Origin of the sequence: Lacisediminihabitans sp., assembly GCF_036569425.1 — a bacterium.
Lineage (GTDB): Bacteria > Actinomycetota > Actinomycetes > Actinomycetales > Microbacteriaceae > Lacisediminihabitans.
This window is the reverse complement of record NZ_DATCQQ010000040.1, coordinates 1-15,141: the sequence shown is the minus strand read 5'-3', so window position 1 is coordinate 15,141 and position 15,141 is coordinate 1. Positions and strand designations below refer to the sequence as shown.

Annotated in this window: 19 protein-coding genes and 2 tRNA genes; 8 read left to right on the top strand and 13 right to left on the bottom strand. The window is 66.4% G+C overall.

Annotated features, from left to right (window positions below; genetic code table 11):
- The first annotated feature begins 203 nt into the window (after nucleotides 1-203).
- The 3 genes from VIM54_RS07565 (at nucleotide 204) to VIM54_RS07555 (ending at nucleotide 2,293) form a co-directional block, all read left to right on the top strand.
- A complete protein-coding gene (locus tag VIM54_RS07565; protein WP_331900221.1) occupies nucleotides 204-827 on the top strand; it encodes a hypothetical protein in 624 nt (207 codons plus the stop codon).
- Nucleotides 828-931: 104 nt separating this feature from the next.
- A complete protein-coding gene (locus VIM54_RS07560; protein WP_331900220.1) occupies nucleotides 932-1,666 on the top strand; it encodes a YcnI family protein in 735 nt (244 codons plus the stop codon).
- Between the two features lie 3 nt (nucleotides 1,667-1,669).
- Complete coding sequence (locus VIM54_RS07555) at nucleotides 1,670-2,293, top strand: copper resistance CopC family protein (RefSeq protein WP_331900219.1); 624 nt, start codon at nucleotides 1,670-1,672, stop codon at nucleotides 2,291-2,293.
- A 104-nt stretch (nucleotides 2,294-2,397) separates the two neighbouring features.
- Here the strand turns inward: VIM54_RS07555 and VIM54_RS07550 are convergent, their stop codons facing one another.
- The 8 genes from VIM54_RS07550 to VIM54_RS07515 form a co-directional block, all read right to left on the bottom strand.
- Nucleotides 2,398-3,066 (bottom strand): ATP-dependent Clp protease proteolytic subunit, encoded by a 669-nt coding sequence (locus VIM54_RS07550; RefSeq protein ID WP_331900300.1) that lies wholly within the window; start codon nucleotides 3,064-3,066, stop codon nucleotides 2,398-2,400.
- 17 nt (nucleotides 3,067-3,083) lie between these two features.
- On the bottom strand, nucleotides 3,084-3,683 hold the full coding sequence (locus tag VIM54_RS07545) for an ATP-dependent Clp protease proteolytic subunit (RefSeq protein WP_331900218.1): 600 nt from the start codon (nucleotides 3,681-3,683) through the stop codon (nucleotides 3,084-3,086).
- Nucleotides 3,684-3,986: 303 nt separating this feature from the next.
- The gene (locus VIM54_RS07540; RefSeq protein ID WP_331900217.1) at nucleotides 3,987-4,847 is read right to left on the bottom strand and encodes a MurR/RpiR family transcriptional regulator; all 861 of its coding nucleotides are present in this window, start codon (nucleotides 4,845-4,847) and stop codon (nucleotides 3,987-3,989) included.
- The gene (gene phnE, locus VIM54_RS07535; RefSeq protein WP_331900215.1) at nucleotides 4,831-5,652 is read right to left on the bottom strand and encodes a phosphonate ABC transporter, permease protein PhnE; all 822 of its coding nucleotides are present in this window, start codon (nucleotides 5,650-5,652) and stop codon (nucleotides 4,831-4,833) included. The genes VIM54_RS07540 and phnE (VIM54_RS07535) overlap by 17 nt, the downstream gene beginning before the upstream one ends.
- Nucleotides 5,649-6,443 carry a phosphonate ABC transporter, permease protein PhnE gene (gene phnE, locus VIM54_RS07530; protein ID WP_331900214.1) on the bottom strand — a complete coding sequence of 265 codons (795 nt, stop codon included), beginning with the start codon at nucleotides 6,441-6,443 and terminating at the stop codon, nucleotides 5,649-5,651. The genes phnE (VIM54_RS07535) and phnE (VIM54_RS07530) overlap by 4 nt, the downstream gene beginning before the upstream one ends.
- Entirely contained in the window at nucleotides 6,440-7,222 is a 783-nt protein-coding gene (phnC, locus tag VIM54_RS07525; RefSeq protein WP_331900213.1) for a phosphonate ABC transporter ATP-binding protein, read from the bottom strand. Before phnC ends, phnE (VIM54_RS07530) begins: the two co-directional genes overlap by 4 nt.
- 2 nt (nucleotides 7,223-7,224) lie before the next feature.
- The gene (gene phnD, locus VIM54_RS07520; RefSeq protein WP_331900212.1) at nucleotides 7,225-8,208 is read right to left on the bottom strand and encodes a phosphate/phosphite/phosphonate ABC transporter substrate-binding protein; all 984 of its coding nucleotides are present in this window, start codon (nucleotides 8,206-8,208) and stop codon (nucleotides 7,225-7,227) included.
- Complete coding sequence (locus tag VIM54_RS07515) at nucleotides 8,205-9,011, bottom strand: HAD family hydrolase (RefSeq protein ID WP_331900210.1); 807 nt, start codon at nucleotides 9,009-9,011, stop codon at nucleotides 8,205-8,207. The genes phnD and VIM54_RS07515 overlap by 4 nt, the downstream gene beginning before the upstream one ends.
- Nucleotides 9,012-9,125: 114 nt before the next feature.
- On the opposite strand from VIM54_RS07515, the gene VIM54_RS07510 reads away from it, so the two are divergent.
- Complete coding sequence (locus VIM54_RS07510) at nucleotides 9,126-9,785, top strand: amino acid deaminase (protein ID WP_331900209.1); 660 nt, start codon at nucleotides 9,126-9,128, stop codon at nucleotides 9,783-9,785.
- On the opposite strand, the gene VIM54_RS07505 is transcribed toward VIM54_RS07510, so the two are convergent.
- The 3 genes from VIM54_RS07505 to VIM54_RS07495 form a co-directional block, all read right to left on the bottom strand.
- The gene (locus VIM54_RS07505; RefSeq protein WP_331900208.1) at nucleotides 9,719-10,633 is read right to left on the bottom strand and encodes a hypothetical protein; all 915 of its coding nucleotides are present in this window, start codon (nucleotides 10,631-10,633) and stop codon (nucleotides 9,719-9,721) included. The two genes, VIM54_RS07510 and VIM54_RS07505, sit on opposite strands and share 67 nt — an antisense overlap.
- A 66-nt stretch (nucleotides 10,634-10,699) precedes the next feature.
- A complete protein-coding gene (gene tig, locus VIM54_RS07500; protein ID WP_331900207.1) occupies nucleotides 10,700-12,115 on the bottom strand; it encodes a trigger factor in 1,416 nt (471 codons plus the stop codon).
- Nucleotides 12,116-12,162: 47 nt separating this feature from the next.
- A tRNA-Pro gene (locus VIM54_RS07495) sits at nucleotides 12,163-12,236 on the bottom strand.
- A 188-nt stretch (nucleotides 12,237-12,424) separates the two neighbouring features.
- On the opposite strand from VIM54_RS07495, the gene VIM54_RS07490 reads away from it, so the two are divergent.
- The 3 genes from VIM54_RS07490 to VIM54_RS07480 all read left to right on the top strand — a co-directional run bounded on the left by VIM54_RS07490 (nucleotide 12,425) and on the right by VIM54_RS07480 (nucleotide 14,037).
- Nucleotides 12,425-12,498: transfer RNA gene (locus VIM54_RS07490), tRNA-Gly, on the top strand.
- Between the two features lie 147 nt (nucleotides 12,499-12,645).
- Nucleotides 12,646-13,254: a hypothetical protein gene (locus VIM54_RS07485; RefSeq protein WP_331900205.1), complete on the top strand. Its 609-nt coding sequence runs from the start codon at nucleotides 12,646-12,648 to the stop codon at nucleotides 13,252-13,254.
- Between the two features lie 3 nt (nucleotides 13,255-13,257).
- Complete coding sequence (locus VIM54_RS07480; RefSeq protein ID WP_331900203.1) at nucleotides 13,258-14,037, top strand: hypothetical protein; 780 nt, start codon at nucleotides 13,258-13,260, stop codon at nucleotides 14,035-14,037.
- Here the strand turns inward: VIM54_RS07480 and VIM54_RS07475 are convergent.
- Both VIM54_RS07475 and VIM54_RS07470 read right to left on the bottom strand, forming a co-directional pair.
- On the bottom strand, nucleotides 14,034-14,384 hold the full coding sequence (locus tag VIM54_RS07475) for a tyrosine-type recombinase/integrase (RefSeq protein ID WP_331900201.1): 351 nt from the start codon (nucleotides 14,382-14,384) through the stop codon (nucleotides 14,034-14,036). The two genes, VIM54_RS07480 and VIM54_RS07475, sit on opposite strands and share 4 nt — an antisense overlap.
- 71 nt (nucleotides 14,385-14,455) lie before the next feature.
- Nucleotides 14,456-14,785 (bottom strand): hypothetical protein, encoded by a 330-nt coding sequence (locus VIM54_RS07470; RefSeq protein ID WP_331900199.1) that lies wholly within the window; start codon nucleotides 14,783-14,785, stop codon nucleotides 14,456-14,458.
- Between the two features lie 158 nt (nucleotides 14,786-14,943).
- Between VIM54_RS07470 and VIM54_RS07465 the strand changes: the two genes are divergently transcribed.
- A partial coding sequence (locus tag VIM54_RS07465) for a hypothetical protein (RefSeq protein ID WP_331900197.1) occupies nucleotides 14,944-15,141 on the top strand: 198 nt, incomplete at its 3' end.

The window sequence follows — 15,141 nt, the reverse complement described above, 5'->3', positions numbered from 1 at the left end:
AAGCGGCGGCCGTCTTCTTCTACGGATCGTTCGTATTGGTGCTACCAGCGTCCTCACACCGAGCCTAACCCGACTCAGCGACACTGACCGCATCATGTGCGAATACGACACGGCAAACCTGGCCCCCGTTCGCCCGCGCCGGAAACCGCGAGGAATCCGCCATAGACTTTTCCCGCGACGCACACGCCAGAATGGGAGAGACGATGACGACCAGATGGGCCAGGTTCGCCCGGGGCTGGCTCGCCGCGCTCGTCGCCACCTTCGCCGCGGTCTGCTCGCACGCGATCGCGGGAGGAAGCATGCCGAGCGCCGTCGCCATCGCGCTGTCCCTCGCCTTCTCCGGCCTCGTTTGCGTGGCCCTCGCCGGCAAGACCCTCTCCCGCGTGAGGCTCGCCACCGCCGTCGCACTGAGCCAGTTCGCGTTCCACGGCGCCTTCAGCCTGCTGGGTCAGGCGACCACCCCGCCCGGCACCGCGCCAGCCGGGATGCAGCATTCGGCCGCGCAGATGGCCGCCGAAATCGCCGCGCTGCCCGCTGGCCAGGCGATCGTCGGTCCGGATGCCACGATGTGGCTCGGTCACGCCATCGCCGCCGTGCTGACGATCGTGGCCATCCGCCGCGGCGAGCGTGCCTTCTGGGGCCTCTTCGATCTCGCCCGTCTCCGCGTCGGCGCCCTCTGGCGCCTCGTCACCCGCCCCGTCCCCGTCCATTCGCTCGATCCCCTCGCCAGCGCGGTCGCCGTCGAGCGTGCCGTCGTGCCCAGGCCGGTCAGCCTCGTCTTCTCCTTCCTCTCCCATCGGGGACCGCCCGCGCTCGCGGCGATCTGAACACCCCCGTAACAATCATTCTCGGGATCGGCTCCGAACATCCGATGGACGACGCCGCTGGGCGAGAATCGTTCCGCCGATCTCATTCATTGCTGAGGAAGAAAATGAAGAAGCGCACCATCCTGTCCACCTCCGTTCTCTCCAGCGCGGTCGCCGTCGGTGCCGGAGCCATTCTCGCGATCGCGGCGCCCCTCTCGGCGAACGCCCACGTGAGCGTCACTCCGTACACCGCCGAACCTGGCAGCTACGCCCTCATCACCTTCACGATTCCCAACGAGTCGGCGACGGCCACCACCGACAAGGTGGAGGTGGACCTCCCTACGGAGACGCCGTTCGCGAGCGTGAGCTACGTGCCGGTGGCCGGCTGGGATGTCGAGCTCGTCACCGAGACGCTGCCGAAGCCCGTGAAGGTGCACGGCGGCGAGGTGACCGAAGCCGTGACGAAGGTGATCTGGACCGCCCAGCCCGGGCACGCGATCGAGGATGGTCAGCTGCTCTTGCTCTCGGTCTCGGTCGGCCCGGTTCCCGACACCGGCCAGATCCTGCTGCCGGCCACCCAGACCTACAGCGACGGCAAGGTCGTGAAGTGGAACGAGAAGGGCGCGGATGCCGAGATGCCCGCCCCCGTGCTCTACGTGACGGACACACCGGTCGCGAGCCACGACGCGGACGCCGAAGTGACGGCCGCCACCGAAAAGGAGGCGCACGGCGGAGCCAGCACCACGGCGAGTGCCGCGAGTGACCCGATCGCGCGCGGTCTGGGCATCTCCGGTCTCGTCGTCGGCGCGGTCGGAATCGTGCTCGCCGTCGTGTTCTCACGACGCAAGGCGGCGAACTAGGCCATGCCCGTCCCGATCAAACGGATTGCGATAGCCGGGTTCGGCGTGCTCGTGGCAGTGGGCGCGGTTCTCGGCATCGCCGCTCCCGCGCAGGCGCACAACTACCCGATCGCGACGACGCCCACGGCGAATGAGACGCTCACCGAACTCCCGCCGAAGTTCTCGGTGACGACGAACGGCGCACTGCTCAACATCGAGGGCAACGACGCGGGTTTCGCTCTGCAGGTTCGGGATTCCGCCGGGCGATACTACGGCGACGGCTGTGTCACGGTGGACGGGCCCACGCTCGCCACCGATGCCGCGCTCGGGGCGGCCGGCAAGTACACGATCACCTGGCAAGCCATTTCCACCGACGCGCACACCGTGTCCGACTCGTTCGAGTTCACCTGGCAGCCGCCGGCCGGATTCACGCCGAGCACCGGCAGCGCGAAGGTGCCCGACTGCCACGGAACGCTCAAACCCAACGGGACGGGCACTCCCATCGGTGGTGCCAGCAAGCCGGCCTCGGTCGACGAGAGCACCCTTCAGGCGGTGCTCTGGATCGGCGGTGCGGTGCTCGCGGTGGGTGCTGCGGTCATCGTGACCGTGCTGGCCACGAGTCGCAAGAAACCGGGGCCCAAGGCCTGAGCGTCTCGCCGCCAGACATTTGCGGCGGAATTCGCGAGCCGGCACTCGGTGCGGCGGACGCACGAAGGGCCCCCGCGCGAACCGGGGGCCCTTCGTGAAGCGAACTACTTGGTGATCGCCGGGATGTTCTTGCGCGAGGTGAGCACCTGGTCGACGAGACCGTAGGCGAGGGCCTCCTCGCCGCTCAGGATGTTGTCGCGGTCGATGTCCTTGTTCACCTGCTCCATCGTGCGGTTCGAGTGGCGCGAGAGCGTCTCCTCGAGCCACGTGCGCATGCGCAGGATCTCGCGGGCCTGGATCTCGATGTCCGACGCCTGGCCGCGGCCGGAGTCGCCCGTCGACGGCTGGTGGATCAGGATGCGGGCGTTCGGCAGGGCGAGCCGCTTGCCGGGGGTGCCGGCGGCGAGGATCACCGCAGCGGCAGAGGCCGCCTGGCCGAGCACGACGGTCTGGATCTGCGGCCGCACGTACTGCATCGTGTCGTAGATCGCCGTCATCGCGGTGAACGAGCCACCTGGCGAGTTGATGTACATGACGATGTCCCGGTCCGGGTCCTGACTCTCGAGCACGAGGAGCTGGGCCATCACGTCATCCGCCGAGGCGTCGTCGATCTGCACGCCGAGGAAGATGATGCGGTCCTCGAACAGTTTCGCGTACGGGTCCTGGCGCTTGTAGCCGTAGGCTGTGCGCTCCTCGAAGGTCGGGAGGATGTAGCGAGCCTCCGCCGTCGGCGCGATGCCGCCGGCCTGCTGACCAAAGTTGGTGAATTCCATGTCTGTTCTGCCCATCCCTACTTCGTGGTCACGGAGTCGTCGGTGCCGCCGCCGCCGATGACCTCGGAAGCGAACTCCCGAAGGTGATCCACGAAGCCGTACTCGAGTGCCTGCTTCGCCGTGAACCAGTTGTCACGGTCGCCGTCGATGATTACCTGCTCGACCGTCTTGCCGGTCTGCTCTGCGGTGAGCTCCGCCATCCGCTTCTTCATGTCGAGGATGAGTTTGGCCTGCGTCTGGATGTCGGCCGACGTTCCACCGAATCCGCCGGACGGCTGGTGCAGAAGCACTCGCGCGTTCGGGGTGATGTAACGCTTGCCCTTCGTGCCGGACGAGAGCAGGAACTGCCCCATCGAGGCCGCCATGCCGATGCCGACAGTGACGATGTCGTTCGGCACGAACTTCATCGTGTCGTAGATGGCCATTCCCGCGGTGATCGAGCCGCCCGGGGAGTTGATGTACAGGAAGATGTCACGCTTCGGGTCCTCTGCGGCGAGCAGCAGGATCTTCGCGCAGATCTCGTTGGCGTTGTCGTCACGCACCTCTGAGCCAAGCCAGATGATGCGGTCCTTGAGGAGTTGGTCGAAAATGCTCGAGACCAATGCCGGTTGGGCCATTGTTGCGCTCCGTTTCAGTTATCGCTTGTTGACGAATCTATCGGAGCCAACGCGCCAGAATCGCTCTGTTCGCCGTGGGCAGAGCGCGGAGTGGAGCGGCGCGTCCGTCGGGCCGCGCGCGGCGGCTCCGCATCTCGACGCACCGGCGACCCGCTCGTTCCGAAAACGCAGGACATTCGCCACGAAATCGCACGAATTGCACCACGACGGGGTGTTTGGCCGCGAATCTCCTGCGTTTTCGGAGTCGGGAGCGGGATGAGGCGGCTGGGGCGTGGGGCGGGGTGCGGCGCGCGCGGGGCGGGCTCAGTCGCTGAGGTTGTCGCTGAGGATGGTGAGCACGGTCGAGCGGGCCGACCGGGCGCTCTCCCCCAGCCGAGTCGCGACGACCTCCACGAGGGACTCGAGCAGGATCACGTGCGGCACTCGCGAGGTGTGCTCGAGCTCGTGGCGGAACGACCCGCTGGCCGGCGCCACCACGAGGGCGACATCCGCGAGGGATCCGAGCGGAGAGGTCGCGAACGAGGTGATCACGACGAGCCTCGCCCCCGTGAGCTTCACCGCACGCGCGGCCTTGAGACTCGACTCGTTCGCGCCGCTGCCGCTCAGGATGATCGCGGCATCCGCCGGGGAGAGTTGACGGGCGGCGATCTGCTGCCCGATCGGATCGGCGACGAACTCCGTGGGGCGCCCGATGGCGGTGAGCCGCATGGACAGGTCGGAGGCGAGGGGCGATGAGAGCCCGTTGGCGAGGGCGAGCAGCCGGGTAGCCGACAGGAGCGTGACGACCGCGGCCTCGACATTAGCTTCGGTGAGCACGCTCGCGATTTGCGGGAGGGATGCGGCGAGCGCCGCGATCTCCGCACGGATGGTTCCGAGGGCCGATTCGCCGAAGTCCTCGGTGCGACCGGCCGATTGGGCGAGCTCCCGGGTAAGGGCGACCCGCAGCTGCGGGAATCCGCGGTAGCCGAGGGTCTGGCAGGTGCGGATCACGGTGGACCGAGCGACGCCGGTGCGGTCGGCGAGATCCTGGGCCGTCATCTCGACCACGCCGTCCAGGTCGCCGAGGATGTGGTCCGCGACACGGCGTTCGCTCGGCTGGAGCGAGTTGAGCACCGTCGCGATGCGCGTGGTCACCGCCGCGTCGTCGTTACCGGTCCAACTCACGAACGGTGGCTCCCTCGGTGATTCGGCGGCGGATGGCGCCCGAGACGGCGTCGATGCTCATCGTAACGACCACGACGACGATGAGCAGCACCCCGACGACGGGCCAGAGCCGGTATTGCGTGTACGAGGTGAGCATGTCGCCGATGCCGCCGACCCCGATGAGCCCGAGCACGGCGGAGGCACGCACGTTGATCTCGAAGCGGTAGAGCCAGAAGGAGATGAACTCCGGTGTCACGCTCGGCCAGACGCCCCAGCGGATCACCTCGACACCCGATCCGCCGGCCGCGCGAACGGCCTCGATGGGTCCGGGATCCACTGACTCGATGGACTCGTAGCCCCATTTGCCGAGGGTGCCGATGCTGTTCAGGGTGAGCGCGAGCGCTCCGGTGAGCGGGGTGAGCCCGGTGACCGAGAGGATCACGATCGCGATGATGATCTCCGGCACCGCCCGGATCACCCCGAACAGCACCCGCAGCCCCCAGCGCACCGGTGCCGGGGAGAACCCGCGGGCCGAGAGGAAGCTGAGCGGCAGCGCGATCACCAGGCCGAGGACGGTGCCGACCCACGCCATCTCGACCGAGCGCCAGGTCTGAAGCAGGGCCTCGGGCAGCTTCGACCAGTCCGGCGCCGAGAACATGAGCCAGAGGTAGCGCAGGATCTCGGCGGGCAGGCTGCCGAGCCGGGCCCAGTTGATGTTGATCGACCAGAAGGCGGCAACGACGATGATCGTGACGACCACGCCGATCGCCAGCCGCCCCGTCCTGGACGGCCGCCGGGGCAGGGTGAACAGCGAGGAGGCACTCATACCAGCCGCCTCCGGATCGCGTCGCTCGCGCTGTCGATCACGATGACGACGACGAGGATCTCGAGGATGATCAGCGACAGCTGGTCGTACCGGTAGAAGGTGCGCACGGCATCGATGAGCAGTCCGAGGCCGCCGGCTCCGACGAGACCGAGCACCGTGGAGGCGCGCACGTTGAGCTCGAGCACGTAGAGGGTCTGGTTCACGAACGCGGGAAGGGCATCCGCCGTGGCGATCGCCCGGTTGATCTGGAACTGGGTGCCGCCCGCGGCGCGACCGGCCTCGAGCGGGCCGGCATCGTTGGCCTCGATGTTCTCCGACACCATCTTCACGATGATGCCGATGTTGAAGAGGAGCAGCGCGATGATGCCGGGCAGCGCCCCGACACCGACCATCGCCACGAGAACCGAGGCGTAGAGCAGATCAGGTATCGACCGCACGATATTGAGCAGGGTGCGCACGATGCCGCGAGTCCAGCGGTTCGGATTGGTGAGCCGAGCGGCCCACAGGCTGAGCGGAAGCGAGACGAGGGATGCGACGACGGTGGCGATCACCGCCATCTCGAGCGTCTCGAGCAGGGGCGGGATCGTGCGGGGGAAGAACGACCAGTCGGGCTGAAGGAGCGCAAAGATCTTGGAGGCACCGTTCTGCCAGTTGCGCACGATCGCGTCGAGGCTGAACGAGATGCCGATCTGGGGGCTGAGCGTGATCGCGGTGATCAGGAGGATCACCCCGAGCGCTGCCCACGGCTTCCACCGCCCGCGCGGACGGGGTGGGAGGTCGTAGGCCGTCATCTCCCGAGCACGTCCCGATTCTCGATCGAGCGGCCGTAGATGTTCTCGAATACCGCGTCCGAGGCATCCGCCACCGCGCCGTCGTAGACCACCTGCCCGGCCCGAAGCCCGATGAGCCGGGTGCCGTACTGGCGTGCGAGATCCACGAGGTGCAGGTTGGTGATCACCGTGATGCCGAGCTCCTGGTTGATGCGACGCAGGTCGCCCATCACCCCGTGCGCCGTTGGCGGGTCGAGGCTCGCGACCGGCTCATCGGCGAGAACGAGACGGGGCTGCTGCGAGAGCGCCCGGGCGATCGCGACCCGCTGCTGCTGGCCGCCGGAGAGAGTGGATGCCCGATCCCAGACCTTGGCGAGGATGCCCACCCGCTCGAGCGCCTCATAGGCGATCTGCTTGTCCTCGGTCCGATACGCGCCGAGGAAGGTGCGCCAGGTCGGGGTGTGCGCGAGACGCCCGACGAGCACGTTGTTCAGCACGCTCGCCCGTTTGGCTAGGTTGAAGCCCTGAAAGATCATGCCGATGTCGCCGCGGAGCGCGCGCAGCTCGCGCCCGCGCAGGGACTCGAGGCGGCGGCCGCCCACCTCGAGGCTCCCCGAGCTGATCGGCACGAGTCCGTTGATGGTACGGATGAGGCTGCTCTTGCCAGAGCCCGAGAGTCCGACCACCGACACCATCTCCCCCGCCTCGATGTCGAGGGAGATGCCGTCGAGCGCCACGACTCCGTTCGGGTACCGCACCGTGACATCCCGCGCACGGATGGAGAACGGCACGGCACCCATGGTTACTGCAGCCCGAGCTTCTTGGCGGCGTCCGCGACCACGGTGAGCGTCTTCGGGTTGGCCGGCGCGAGCCTGGTGATGGAGTAGATAGAGGTGAGCACCTTCGAGCCCTCCGGAGTGTCGGAGTAGTCGGCGAGCGCCTTCGTGATCTTCTTCTGCAGCGTGGGTGAGAGGTTCTTGGTGAGGGCGACTCCGTCGTTGGGGATCTCGTCAGTGAGGGCGAACACCACCACCTTCTGCCCGACGTCCGGCTTGTCGCTCTTCACGATGTCGCGGGCATCCCAGAAGCTGAAGCCGACCTCGGCGTCACCGTTGTAGACCGCGAGCACTGACGCGTCGTTCGCGGTGACCGGGATCTGCTGGATGTCGGTGTCCGTGTTGAGGCCGGCGTTCTTCAGGGCGAGCACCGGATAGATGTAGCCGGCCGGGGATCCCGGGCCGAGCAAGGCGACCTTGGCGCCCTTCACCTTCTTGATCGAGGAGAGACCGGCGGGCCCCTTGAGCGCCTCGGCGCCGTTGCAGAACAGCTTGCCGTCTCGCGCGACGGGCTTGGCGGCGCAGTACTTGTCCGGATTGTTGGTCATGAACTGTGCCGGGTAGGTGATGTTACCGTTGCGCTCGGTTTGCAGCACGACGGTCGCTCCGTAGCGGTCGCTCGCCTGCCAGAGCTGCAGGGACGGCAGGAAGCCGATCTGCGCCTGCCCGGCACCCATTGCCTCGACGGCGGCCTGGTAGTCCTTGGAGACGACGCCGGTAACCGACATCTTGAGCGCCTTGGTGAGCATGTCGGTGAGTGGCTTCGCCGTGTCCACGAGCCCCGCCTGGTCCTGCGACGGCACGAGCGCGAGGGTGAGGGAGGTCGGATCCTTCGCCGCGCTCGTGTTGGTGGTGGATCCGGCCGGGGCCGAGCATCCGGCGAGCGCGAGTGCGGTGACTGCGACTGCCGACAGGGCGATTGTGGAGCGGAGTGCCGTTCTGGGGATCACTGGTCTACCTTCGTTTCGAGAGTGGGCGATGCGGCGGAGGAGGTGCGGTGTGGCGGTTGGGAAAGGTCAGGTTCGAGCCACGCGGTGAGCGCGGGGTAGAGCTGCTCGAGGGAACTGGCGCGCAGGGTCGGCGTCGCTGCGCCGTCAGCCCGGGGTCCGACGAGGGCGGTCGTGGCACCGCGTCGGAAGGCCGGGCCCAGGTCGTTGGCCCAGACATCCCCGATGCTGACGAGGGCGGCGGCGGGCTCGTCAACAATCGAGGCGGCGAGCAGCCGGTCGATGATCGACTCCAGGCCTGCCGGCTTGCCCACCGAGGTGTGCACCTCGTCGAAGGCGCCGCCGAGCCCGAGCGCGTCGAGGGCATCCGCGATGCGGATGTCGGGGGCGTTGGTGGCGAGCACGAGCCGGGCCGAGGACCGGGCGTCGGCGAGAAAGTCGGCGAGGCCGGGCGGCGCGACCACGGGAGCCGCGTCACTCGCAAGCTCGGCGCGGCTGGCGACGTAGGCGGCCGAGTGGGCGGAATCCGTCACACCGAATCGGGCGGAGAGCAGGTGCACCAGGTCGTACCCGTCGAGAGGATCGAGGTGCTGCGGGACGTCGCCGGTGAGGCCGGCCTCGATGGCCGCGAGGAACGCAGTGCGTTCCCCCTGGTCGAGCCCGGCCGCGACAAAGCGGGCGTAGGAGCGCACGGGTCCGTCGCCGAGGGACACCGTCCCGTCGAAGTCGAACACCATCACCTTGCCGTGCTGTGCCCCGCCGATCCCTGCCACGTCGCTCTTTCCCCGGTTGGCGCGACCCCTCATGGACGCAATGTCCACAGTATGACTTCAATAGCGACGAAACGACCACGCCGAGGTTAACAGCGTGTAAATCCTCGACTACCCATGCGTGGCCCGGTCCGTCCCTACGATGGACGAGTGCCGCAGGAGACGATGGACCAGCAGGTGAGGGCGGATGCCGCGTCCGGGGCCTTCGACGACTGGGGCCTGTCGACGGTGATCGACGAGAACCTCGATGCCCCGGTGATCTCTCGCGACCAGTTCGAGCGCCTGCACCGCGTGGCCGGTCTGGACGCCGCCTGGCCGATCGGCAATGCGGGCCTGCTGCACGTCTACGGCTATCTGCTGTCGACGGTGGACACGCCGTACGGCCCCAAGCGCGCCCGCTGGCTCGACGGAACGCTCGCCCGCACTCTCGGGCTTCCGGCCGACGCGTTCCTGCCGGGCGGCGCCGGACTGCCCAGCGACGCCGGAACCCTGCTCTCTCGGGTGACCGCCGCCGTGCTCCCCCGGCTCGTCGAGCCGCCGGAGGACGCGCTGCTGGTGCTCGACCAGCCGGCCCTCAACGGGAGGGCGACGGTGCGCACGGTCGTCGTGGGCGATCCTCACGCCGCGGCGCTGCTCTACGGCATCGCCGAAGGCGCACGGATGCGCGCGATCACGGCCTTCCCGCTGGCTGCCGCGCCCGAGTCGTTCCTGCGCACCCTCGCCGAGCAGCAATCGCGACTGCGTTACAACGCGGCGACGTCGACCCTGGCGCCGCGGTCGCCGCTCGCGTCGAGCCTGCGCACCCAGTAGCCCAGGAAGGCCGCGCCGGCCTCGTCGTGGATCGACTCGCCCTCCACGATCACGCGGTACGGACGCTCGAGGATTCCATCGGCCGGCCGCACGTCCACGTGCGCCACGTCGAAGCCCGCTCCGTGCAGGTGGTCGGCCATGAGGTAGTCGCTGCGGGAGTCCCCGATCGACCGCCAGAGGGTCGGCAGGCCGCCCAGCCCCGCGAAGTAGTCGAGGGCTCGCGCGGCGCCTCGATCCTTGTCGAGCAGCACCGACTCGATGTCGGTCGAGATGATCGTGGAGTCGAGGCGGAACGGCACGTTGCCCGCGGCATCCGGAGCCGACCGCTCACCGAGCATCACCCCGAGTCCCGCCGCGGCCACGAGGTCGAAAGCGGAGTCGTTGAACCGCGACTGCGCGCGCAGGTATGCCTCGGTCGAGACGTCGGTTCGCTGCTCCACCGAGATCATTGCGAGCTTCGACTCGTCGAAGAACATCGTGTCGGCGAAACCGTCGGCCACGAGGGCGCGCACGCCGTCGACGATGGATGCCGGCAACGCGACGCTCTCATCGACGGTCACCTCGCCCAGGCCCTCGCTCGTGATGGGCGCCCAGGAGCCGCCCTTCTCGAACACGCCGAACATGCGCGCGCCCGGCGTTGCCAGGGCGGCGGCGAGGCCGACATCCATCAGGGGCGCGATCACGCTGTCGCGGATGAAGGTGTCGGACCGGCCGGTGATGAAGGCGATCGGCACACCGGCAGCCGTGAGCGCGACGAGGTCGTCGAGGATGCTCGGGATGCGGATGCTGCGGCTCACCGGGCTGGCGAGCGGCCCGTCCACGTCAAAGAGCAGACCGAGATCGAGCATGGAAAACCTCCGGGAGTTCGACGGCGATTTGCGATCGCCGTCGAACGCCTGGATGGTGCGTGCGTGCTACTTGTGGTCGTGCCCGTAGTGCTCGTTGCTCGCGGTGCGGCCGTGGCTGTCGTTCGCCCCGCCGTGGTCGTGGCCCTCGTGGCCGGCGTCCGTTCCGGCGCTCGCCTCCACGAAGTCCTCGTCATCCGAGTCGTCGAGAACGGCGGCGGTGAAGCCGGACATGTCGACCTCGGCGCCGTTCGAGTCGACGACCTTCGCCTTGGAGAGCACGATCGCGAGCGCCTTGCCGCGGGCGACCTCACCGATCATGCCGGGGATCTGGCCGTTGGAGTCGAGCACCTTGATGAACTCGCCTGGCTCCATGTTGTACTGGGCAGCGCCCTGCACGAGGTACTGGGTGAGCTCGTCCTGGCTCACCTTCACCCCTTCGGCCTCGGCGATGGAGTCGAGCAGAATCTGGGTGCGGAACGTCTTCTCGCTCGACTCCGTGACCTCGGCGCGGTGCGCGTCGTCTTCGAGGCGCTCTTCGTTCTCGAGGTGACGGTGCACCTCGTCGAGCACGAGCTGCGGGGGAACCGGGATCTCGAGCGACTCGAGCAGCGTATCCACGACCTGGTCGCGGGCCTGCGTGCCCTGTCCGAAGACCTTCGACTTCTTGACCTGCTCGCGGATGTCCGCCTTGAGCTCGTCGATCGTGTCGAACTGGCTGGCGATCTGGGCGAAGTCGTCGTCGGCGGTGGGAAGCTCGCGCTCCTTCACGGCGAGAAGCTTGACCGTGATCTCGGCCGACTCCCCCTCGTTGTCGCCGCCGAGCAGCTTCGACTCGAAGACCGTGGTCTCGCCGGCGCTCAGTCCGTCCAGCGCCTCGTCGATGCCGTCGATGAGGTCGCCGGAGCCGACCTCGTAGGAGATCGCGTTGGCGGTGTCCACCTCGTTGCCGCCGATGGTGGCGACGAGGTCGATCTGGGCGAAGTCGCCGGTCGCCGCCGGGCGGTCCACGGTGATGAGCGTGCCGAAGCGGGCGAGAAGGCTCTGCAGTTCGGTCTCGACCTCCTCATCCGTCACCTCGATCGGGTCGACGGTGAGCACGAGGCCCTCGAGGTTCGGCAGGTCGACGTCGGGACGCACGTCAACCTCGACGACGACCTTGAGCTCTCCGCTGAAGTCCTTCACGTCGGGGAGCTCGGTGATGTCGGCCTCGGGGCGGCCGAGCGGGCGGATCTTCTGCTCCTCGATCGCCTGGCGGTAGAACTTGTCGAGCCCGTCGCTCACGGCGTGGTTGAGCACCTCGTCGCGGCCGACGCGCTGGTCGATGATGGGCGGCGGAACCTTGCCCTTGCGGAAGCCCGGGATGTTGACCGACTCCGCGATGTGGCTGTACGCGTGATCGATGCTGGGCTTCAGCTCGTCGGGGGTAACCGAAATGCTCAGCTTCACGCGCGTGGGGCTCAGCTTGTCAACCGTGGTCTTCACGATGGGATCTCCTGAATTTCTGTGCTTCGTGGTGTTCGTGGGTATTGTCGGGGCGACAGGATTCGAACCTGCGGCCTCTCGGTCCCAAACCGAGCGCTCTACCAAGCTGAGCTACGCCCCGGACTTCAGTGTTGTGAGGTACGTTCACCCCGAGGACAGATCGGCGGATGACGCGAGACGTTTTCCGAAAATAAGCCTCGGCAAGCCTAGCGCACTGTATGCCGGGTGCGCCGTGCGCTCGATTGCGCGAGGCGCCCGCGCCATGTATTAGGCTGGCTACCGCGCGATCGGCCCACGGCCGGCTGCCACGGGGATGTAGCTCAATGGTAGAGCCTCAGTTTTCCAAACTGATGGCGCGGGTTCGATTCCCGTCATCCCCTCCAAGTAAACGCTGAGCAGCAAGGCTCATGCTCCTCTCGGCCTAATTGGCGATCCCCGTGTAAACCCCGGCACAGCACCTGGCGGCGTGTCGAAAGTTGAGTTCAGCTTAGGGGTGGATAATTCCATCACCCCGACTGACCGGAGTTGTAATGGAAGCAAGCGAAGTTCTGGCCAAAGCTTGGGCTGCCGTCGTAGACGCAAATCTGCCACCCGAGATTCAAGAGACTGCATTCAAGGCAGCGATAGCCATGATCGACGCCGCCCCACGTCAAATGGAAATCCGCAGCTCGACAGATGTGACCAAGTCGGAACTTCCCGCAGAGACCGATGCGTCCGAGCCAAGTACTAGCTCCCTTAGCGCCGAACAACGATTCGAGACGCTAGCTAACGAGTCCGGTGTCGACAGGTCTGCACTCGAGGAGGTGTTCTTCTTTGACCCTGATGGAACACCGCACATAAACCTGCCAGGTCGGAAGCTCGGAAATAGCATGACAGCCAAAGTGCAAGCTATCGTTACCGGCCTTGCCGGGGTTAACTACTTCGTCAGCGACCACACAACGCTGCCTTTAGAAACGATTCGTTCTGAAAGTCAAAGTAAAGCTGCGTACGACCAAAGCAACTTCAGTAGGCACATCGCTGATGCTCCCGGTGTCACGGTGTCAGGTAGCGGCTCTGCGCGAGTGTTCAGAGTCAAACAAAATGACATCGATGCCGCGTTCAAAGCCATGGTGAATGCAGTACGCGGCACAACCAACTAACGCGTGCCAGTTCTAGATCTGTCCGCAGTCGAGGCGGGATTCGTAACCGCAGGGCTTCCTGCGGAATTGGTCACTGAGCTGTTAGCGGCATTCTCCGAGGCAAAGCGACGCTTCTACCTCGGAGACTTTCGACCACAATCGGTGGAGGGCGGCCGATTTTCCGAGGCGGCTCTGCGAGTCTTGCAATGGATCACCACCGGTGCGTACAAAGCCCTAAGCGACCCGCAATTCAAGGCCGATCAGGTGATCAATGCGCTATCACAGTTACCTTCCGGGTCATTTCCGGAGAGTGTGCGCCTGCATCTCCCAAGAGCGATCCGCGTTATCTACGACATCCGCAACAAGCGAAATACGGCTCATCTCTCGGATGGCATCGATCCAAACACGCAGGACGCGACAATCGTCGTTGCGACCATGGATTGGATTCTTGCCGAATTGGTGCGACTACATCACAACGTCAGCGCGAGCGAAGCCCAGGCGATCATAGAAGCGCTTGTTGCAAGAGAAGTGCCGATGATCCAGATCTTCAATGGATTGCCGAGAATCCTTACGAACCTTCCCCATACCGATCATGTATTAGTGCTTCTTTACTGGCATGGAGACCGACCCCTGGACCGAGCAACGCTGAGATCATGGGTGCCAGCGAACGTGCGAACGCACCTCGCACGAACCCTCACCAACCTCCACGACCGGTTCTTGGTAACTGCAGATTCGAACGTCGTCGAAATCACGCGCAAGGGCCTGCTCGAGGTCGAGTCGCGAAGGCTGATACAACCCCTCTAAGCGAGCGCCACGAACGACTCGAACTTGGCGATCTGCTCGTTGTAGTCGCTGGGGTACAGATGGGCGTAGATGCTGTCCGTCGTGGCGACTGAGGCGTGGCCTATCCAGCCGGACACCTCGTAGGGCTTGAACCCGGCGGTGAACATCAACGACGCGTAGGTGTGCCGCAGGTCGTGGAACCGCATCGGCGGCATCTCCAACTCCTCGACCACAGCGGCCATCGCGTGACGACGGATGCTGCCCACGTCGCAAGGTCGCGACCAGTCTGCCGCGTGCGTCGAGTAAGCCCGGGCTGGCCAGAACAACGCATCGGGGTTGCCTGAGTCAGGATGGGACAGCAGCAGCATCCGTAGCTCCGCAATAAGCCCACGGTTCAGCAGCGGCACGTTGCGGGTCGACCGGGCGGACTTGGGAGTGCCTACAGCCCACTCCCCGCAACACGCCGGACCGTCTGCCGAACCTCGATGTGGCCAGCAGCGAGGTTCACGTCTCGCACCCGCAACCCGGCGATCTCCGCAGACCGCAGACCGCTGAACGCAGCAAACCGAATCAGCGTTCCGAAGGGAGCCTGAGTGTCCATCGCGGTCGCAATCTTCTCGACCTCGCCAGCCGTGAGGAACACCGGCGCAAAGTCCTTCTCGGCTGCGAGGCGCGGAAGCTCCACCCCGTCGCAAGGGTTGTAGGCGATGAGTCGGTGGCGCATGGCATACCGGAACACCTTGTTCAGCGCGACATGGTGATTGTGCACGGTGGACGCTGCGAGGCCAGCCCTCCGCCTGCTCCGAGGTCACCGACGAGATGCGCTGCCGTCCGGACCTCGGCAGAACGCTTAGTCTCGGACGCTGCACGGTCTGCTCGATCAGCGCTGCCCGCCGTCATGCGGGTTGCCGGCTCTGTCACATAGCGGTGCCCGGTGGGCGAGGTCCACTGGAGGTCGCCCTCGCCGATGTGCTCGACGGTCCACCCGGTGTGGTGTTTCTGGTCGTGGTGCTTCGGGCAGAGGTGCGCGAGATTGTCGTGATTCGAGGGTCCGGCATGCTGCCAGTCCTTCGTATGGTCGAGATCGCAGCGTCGGGCGGCGGCACCGCATCCGGGGGCGCGGCA

What these genes read in the sequence shown, in the direction of transcription:
- VIM54_RS07565 (WP_331900221.1), top strand. Translation starts at nt 204, where the DNA reads ATGACGACCAGATGGGCCAGGTTCGCCCGGGGCTGGCTCGCCGCGCTC.
- VIM54_RS07560 (WP_331900220.1), top strand. Translation starts at nt 932, where the DNA reads ATGAAGAAGCGCACCATCCTGTCCACCTCCGTTCTCTCCAGCGCGGTC.
- VIM54_RS07555 (WP_331900219.1), top strand. Translation starts at nt 1,670, where the DNA reads ATGCCCGTCCCGATCAAACGGATTGCGATAGCCGGGTTCGGCGTGCTC.
- VIM54_RS07550 (WP_331900300.1), bottom strand. Translation starts at nt 3,066, where the DNA reads ATGGAATTCACCAACTTTGGTCAGCAGGCCGGCGGCATCGCGCCGACG.
- VIM54_RS07545 (WP_331900218.1), bottom strand. Translation starts at nt 3,683, where the DNA reads ATGGCCCAACCGGCATTGGTCTCGAGCATTTTCGACCAACTCCTCAAG.
- phnE (WP_331900215.1), bottom strand. Translation starts at nt 5,652, where the DNA reads ATGAGTGCCTCCTCGCTGTTCACCCTGCCCCGGCGGCCGTCCAGGACG.
- phnE (WP_331900214.1), bottom strand. Translation starts at nt 6,443, where the DNA reads ATGACGGCCTACGACCTCCCACCCCGTCCGCGCGGGCGGTGGAAGCCG.
- phnC (WP_331900213.1), bottom strand. Translation starts at nt 7,222, where the DNA reads ATGGGTGCCGTGCCGTTCTCCATCCGTGCGCGGGATGTCACGGTGCGG.
- VIM54_RS07515 (WP_331900210.1), bottom strand. Translation starts at nt 9,011, where the DNA reads ATGAGGGGTCGCGCCAACCGGGGAAAGAGCGACGTGGCAGGGATCGGC.
- VIM54_RS07505 (WP_331900208.1), bottom strand. Translation starts at nt 10,633, where the DNA reads ATGCTCGATCTCGGTCTGCTCTTTGACGTGGACGGGCCGCTCGCCAGC.
- VIM54_RS07485 (WP_331900205.1), top strand. Translation starts at nt 12,646, where the DNA reads ATGGAAGCAAGCGAAGTTCTGGCCAAAGCTTGGGCTGCCGTCGTAGAC.
- VIM54_RS07475 (WP_331900201.1), bottom strand. Translation starts at nt 14,384, where the DNA reads ATGCTGCTGCTGTCCCATCCTGACTCAGGCAACCCCGATGCGTTGTTC.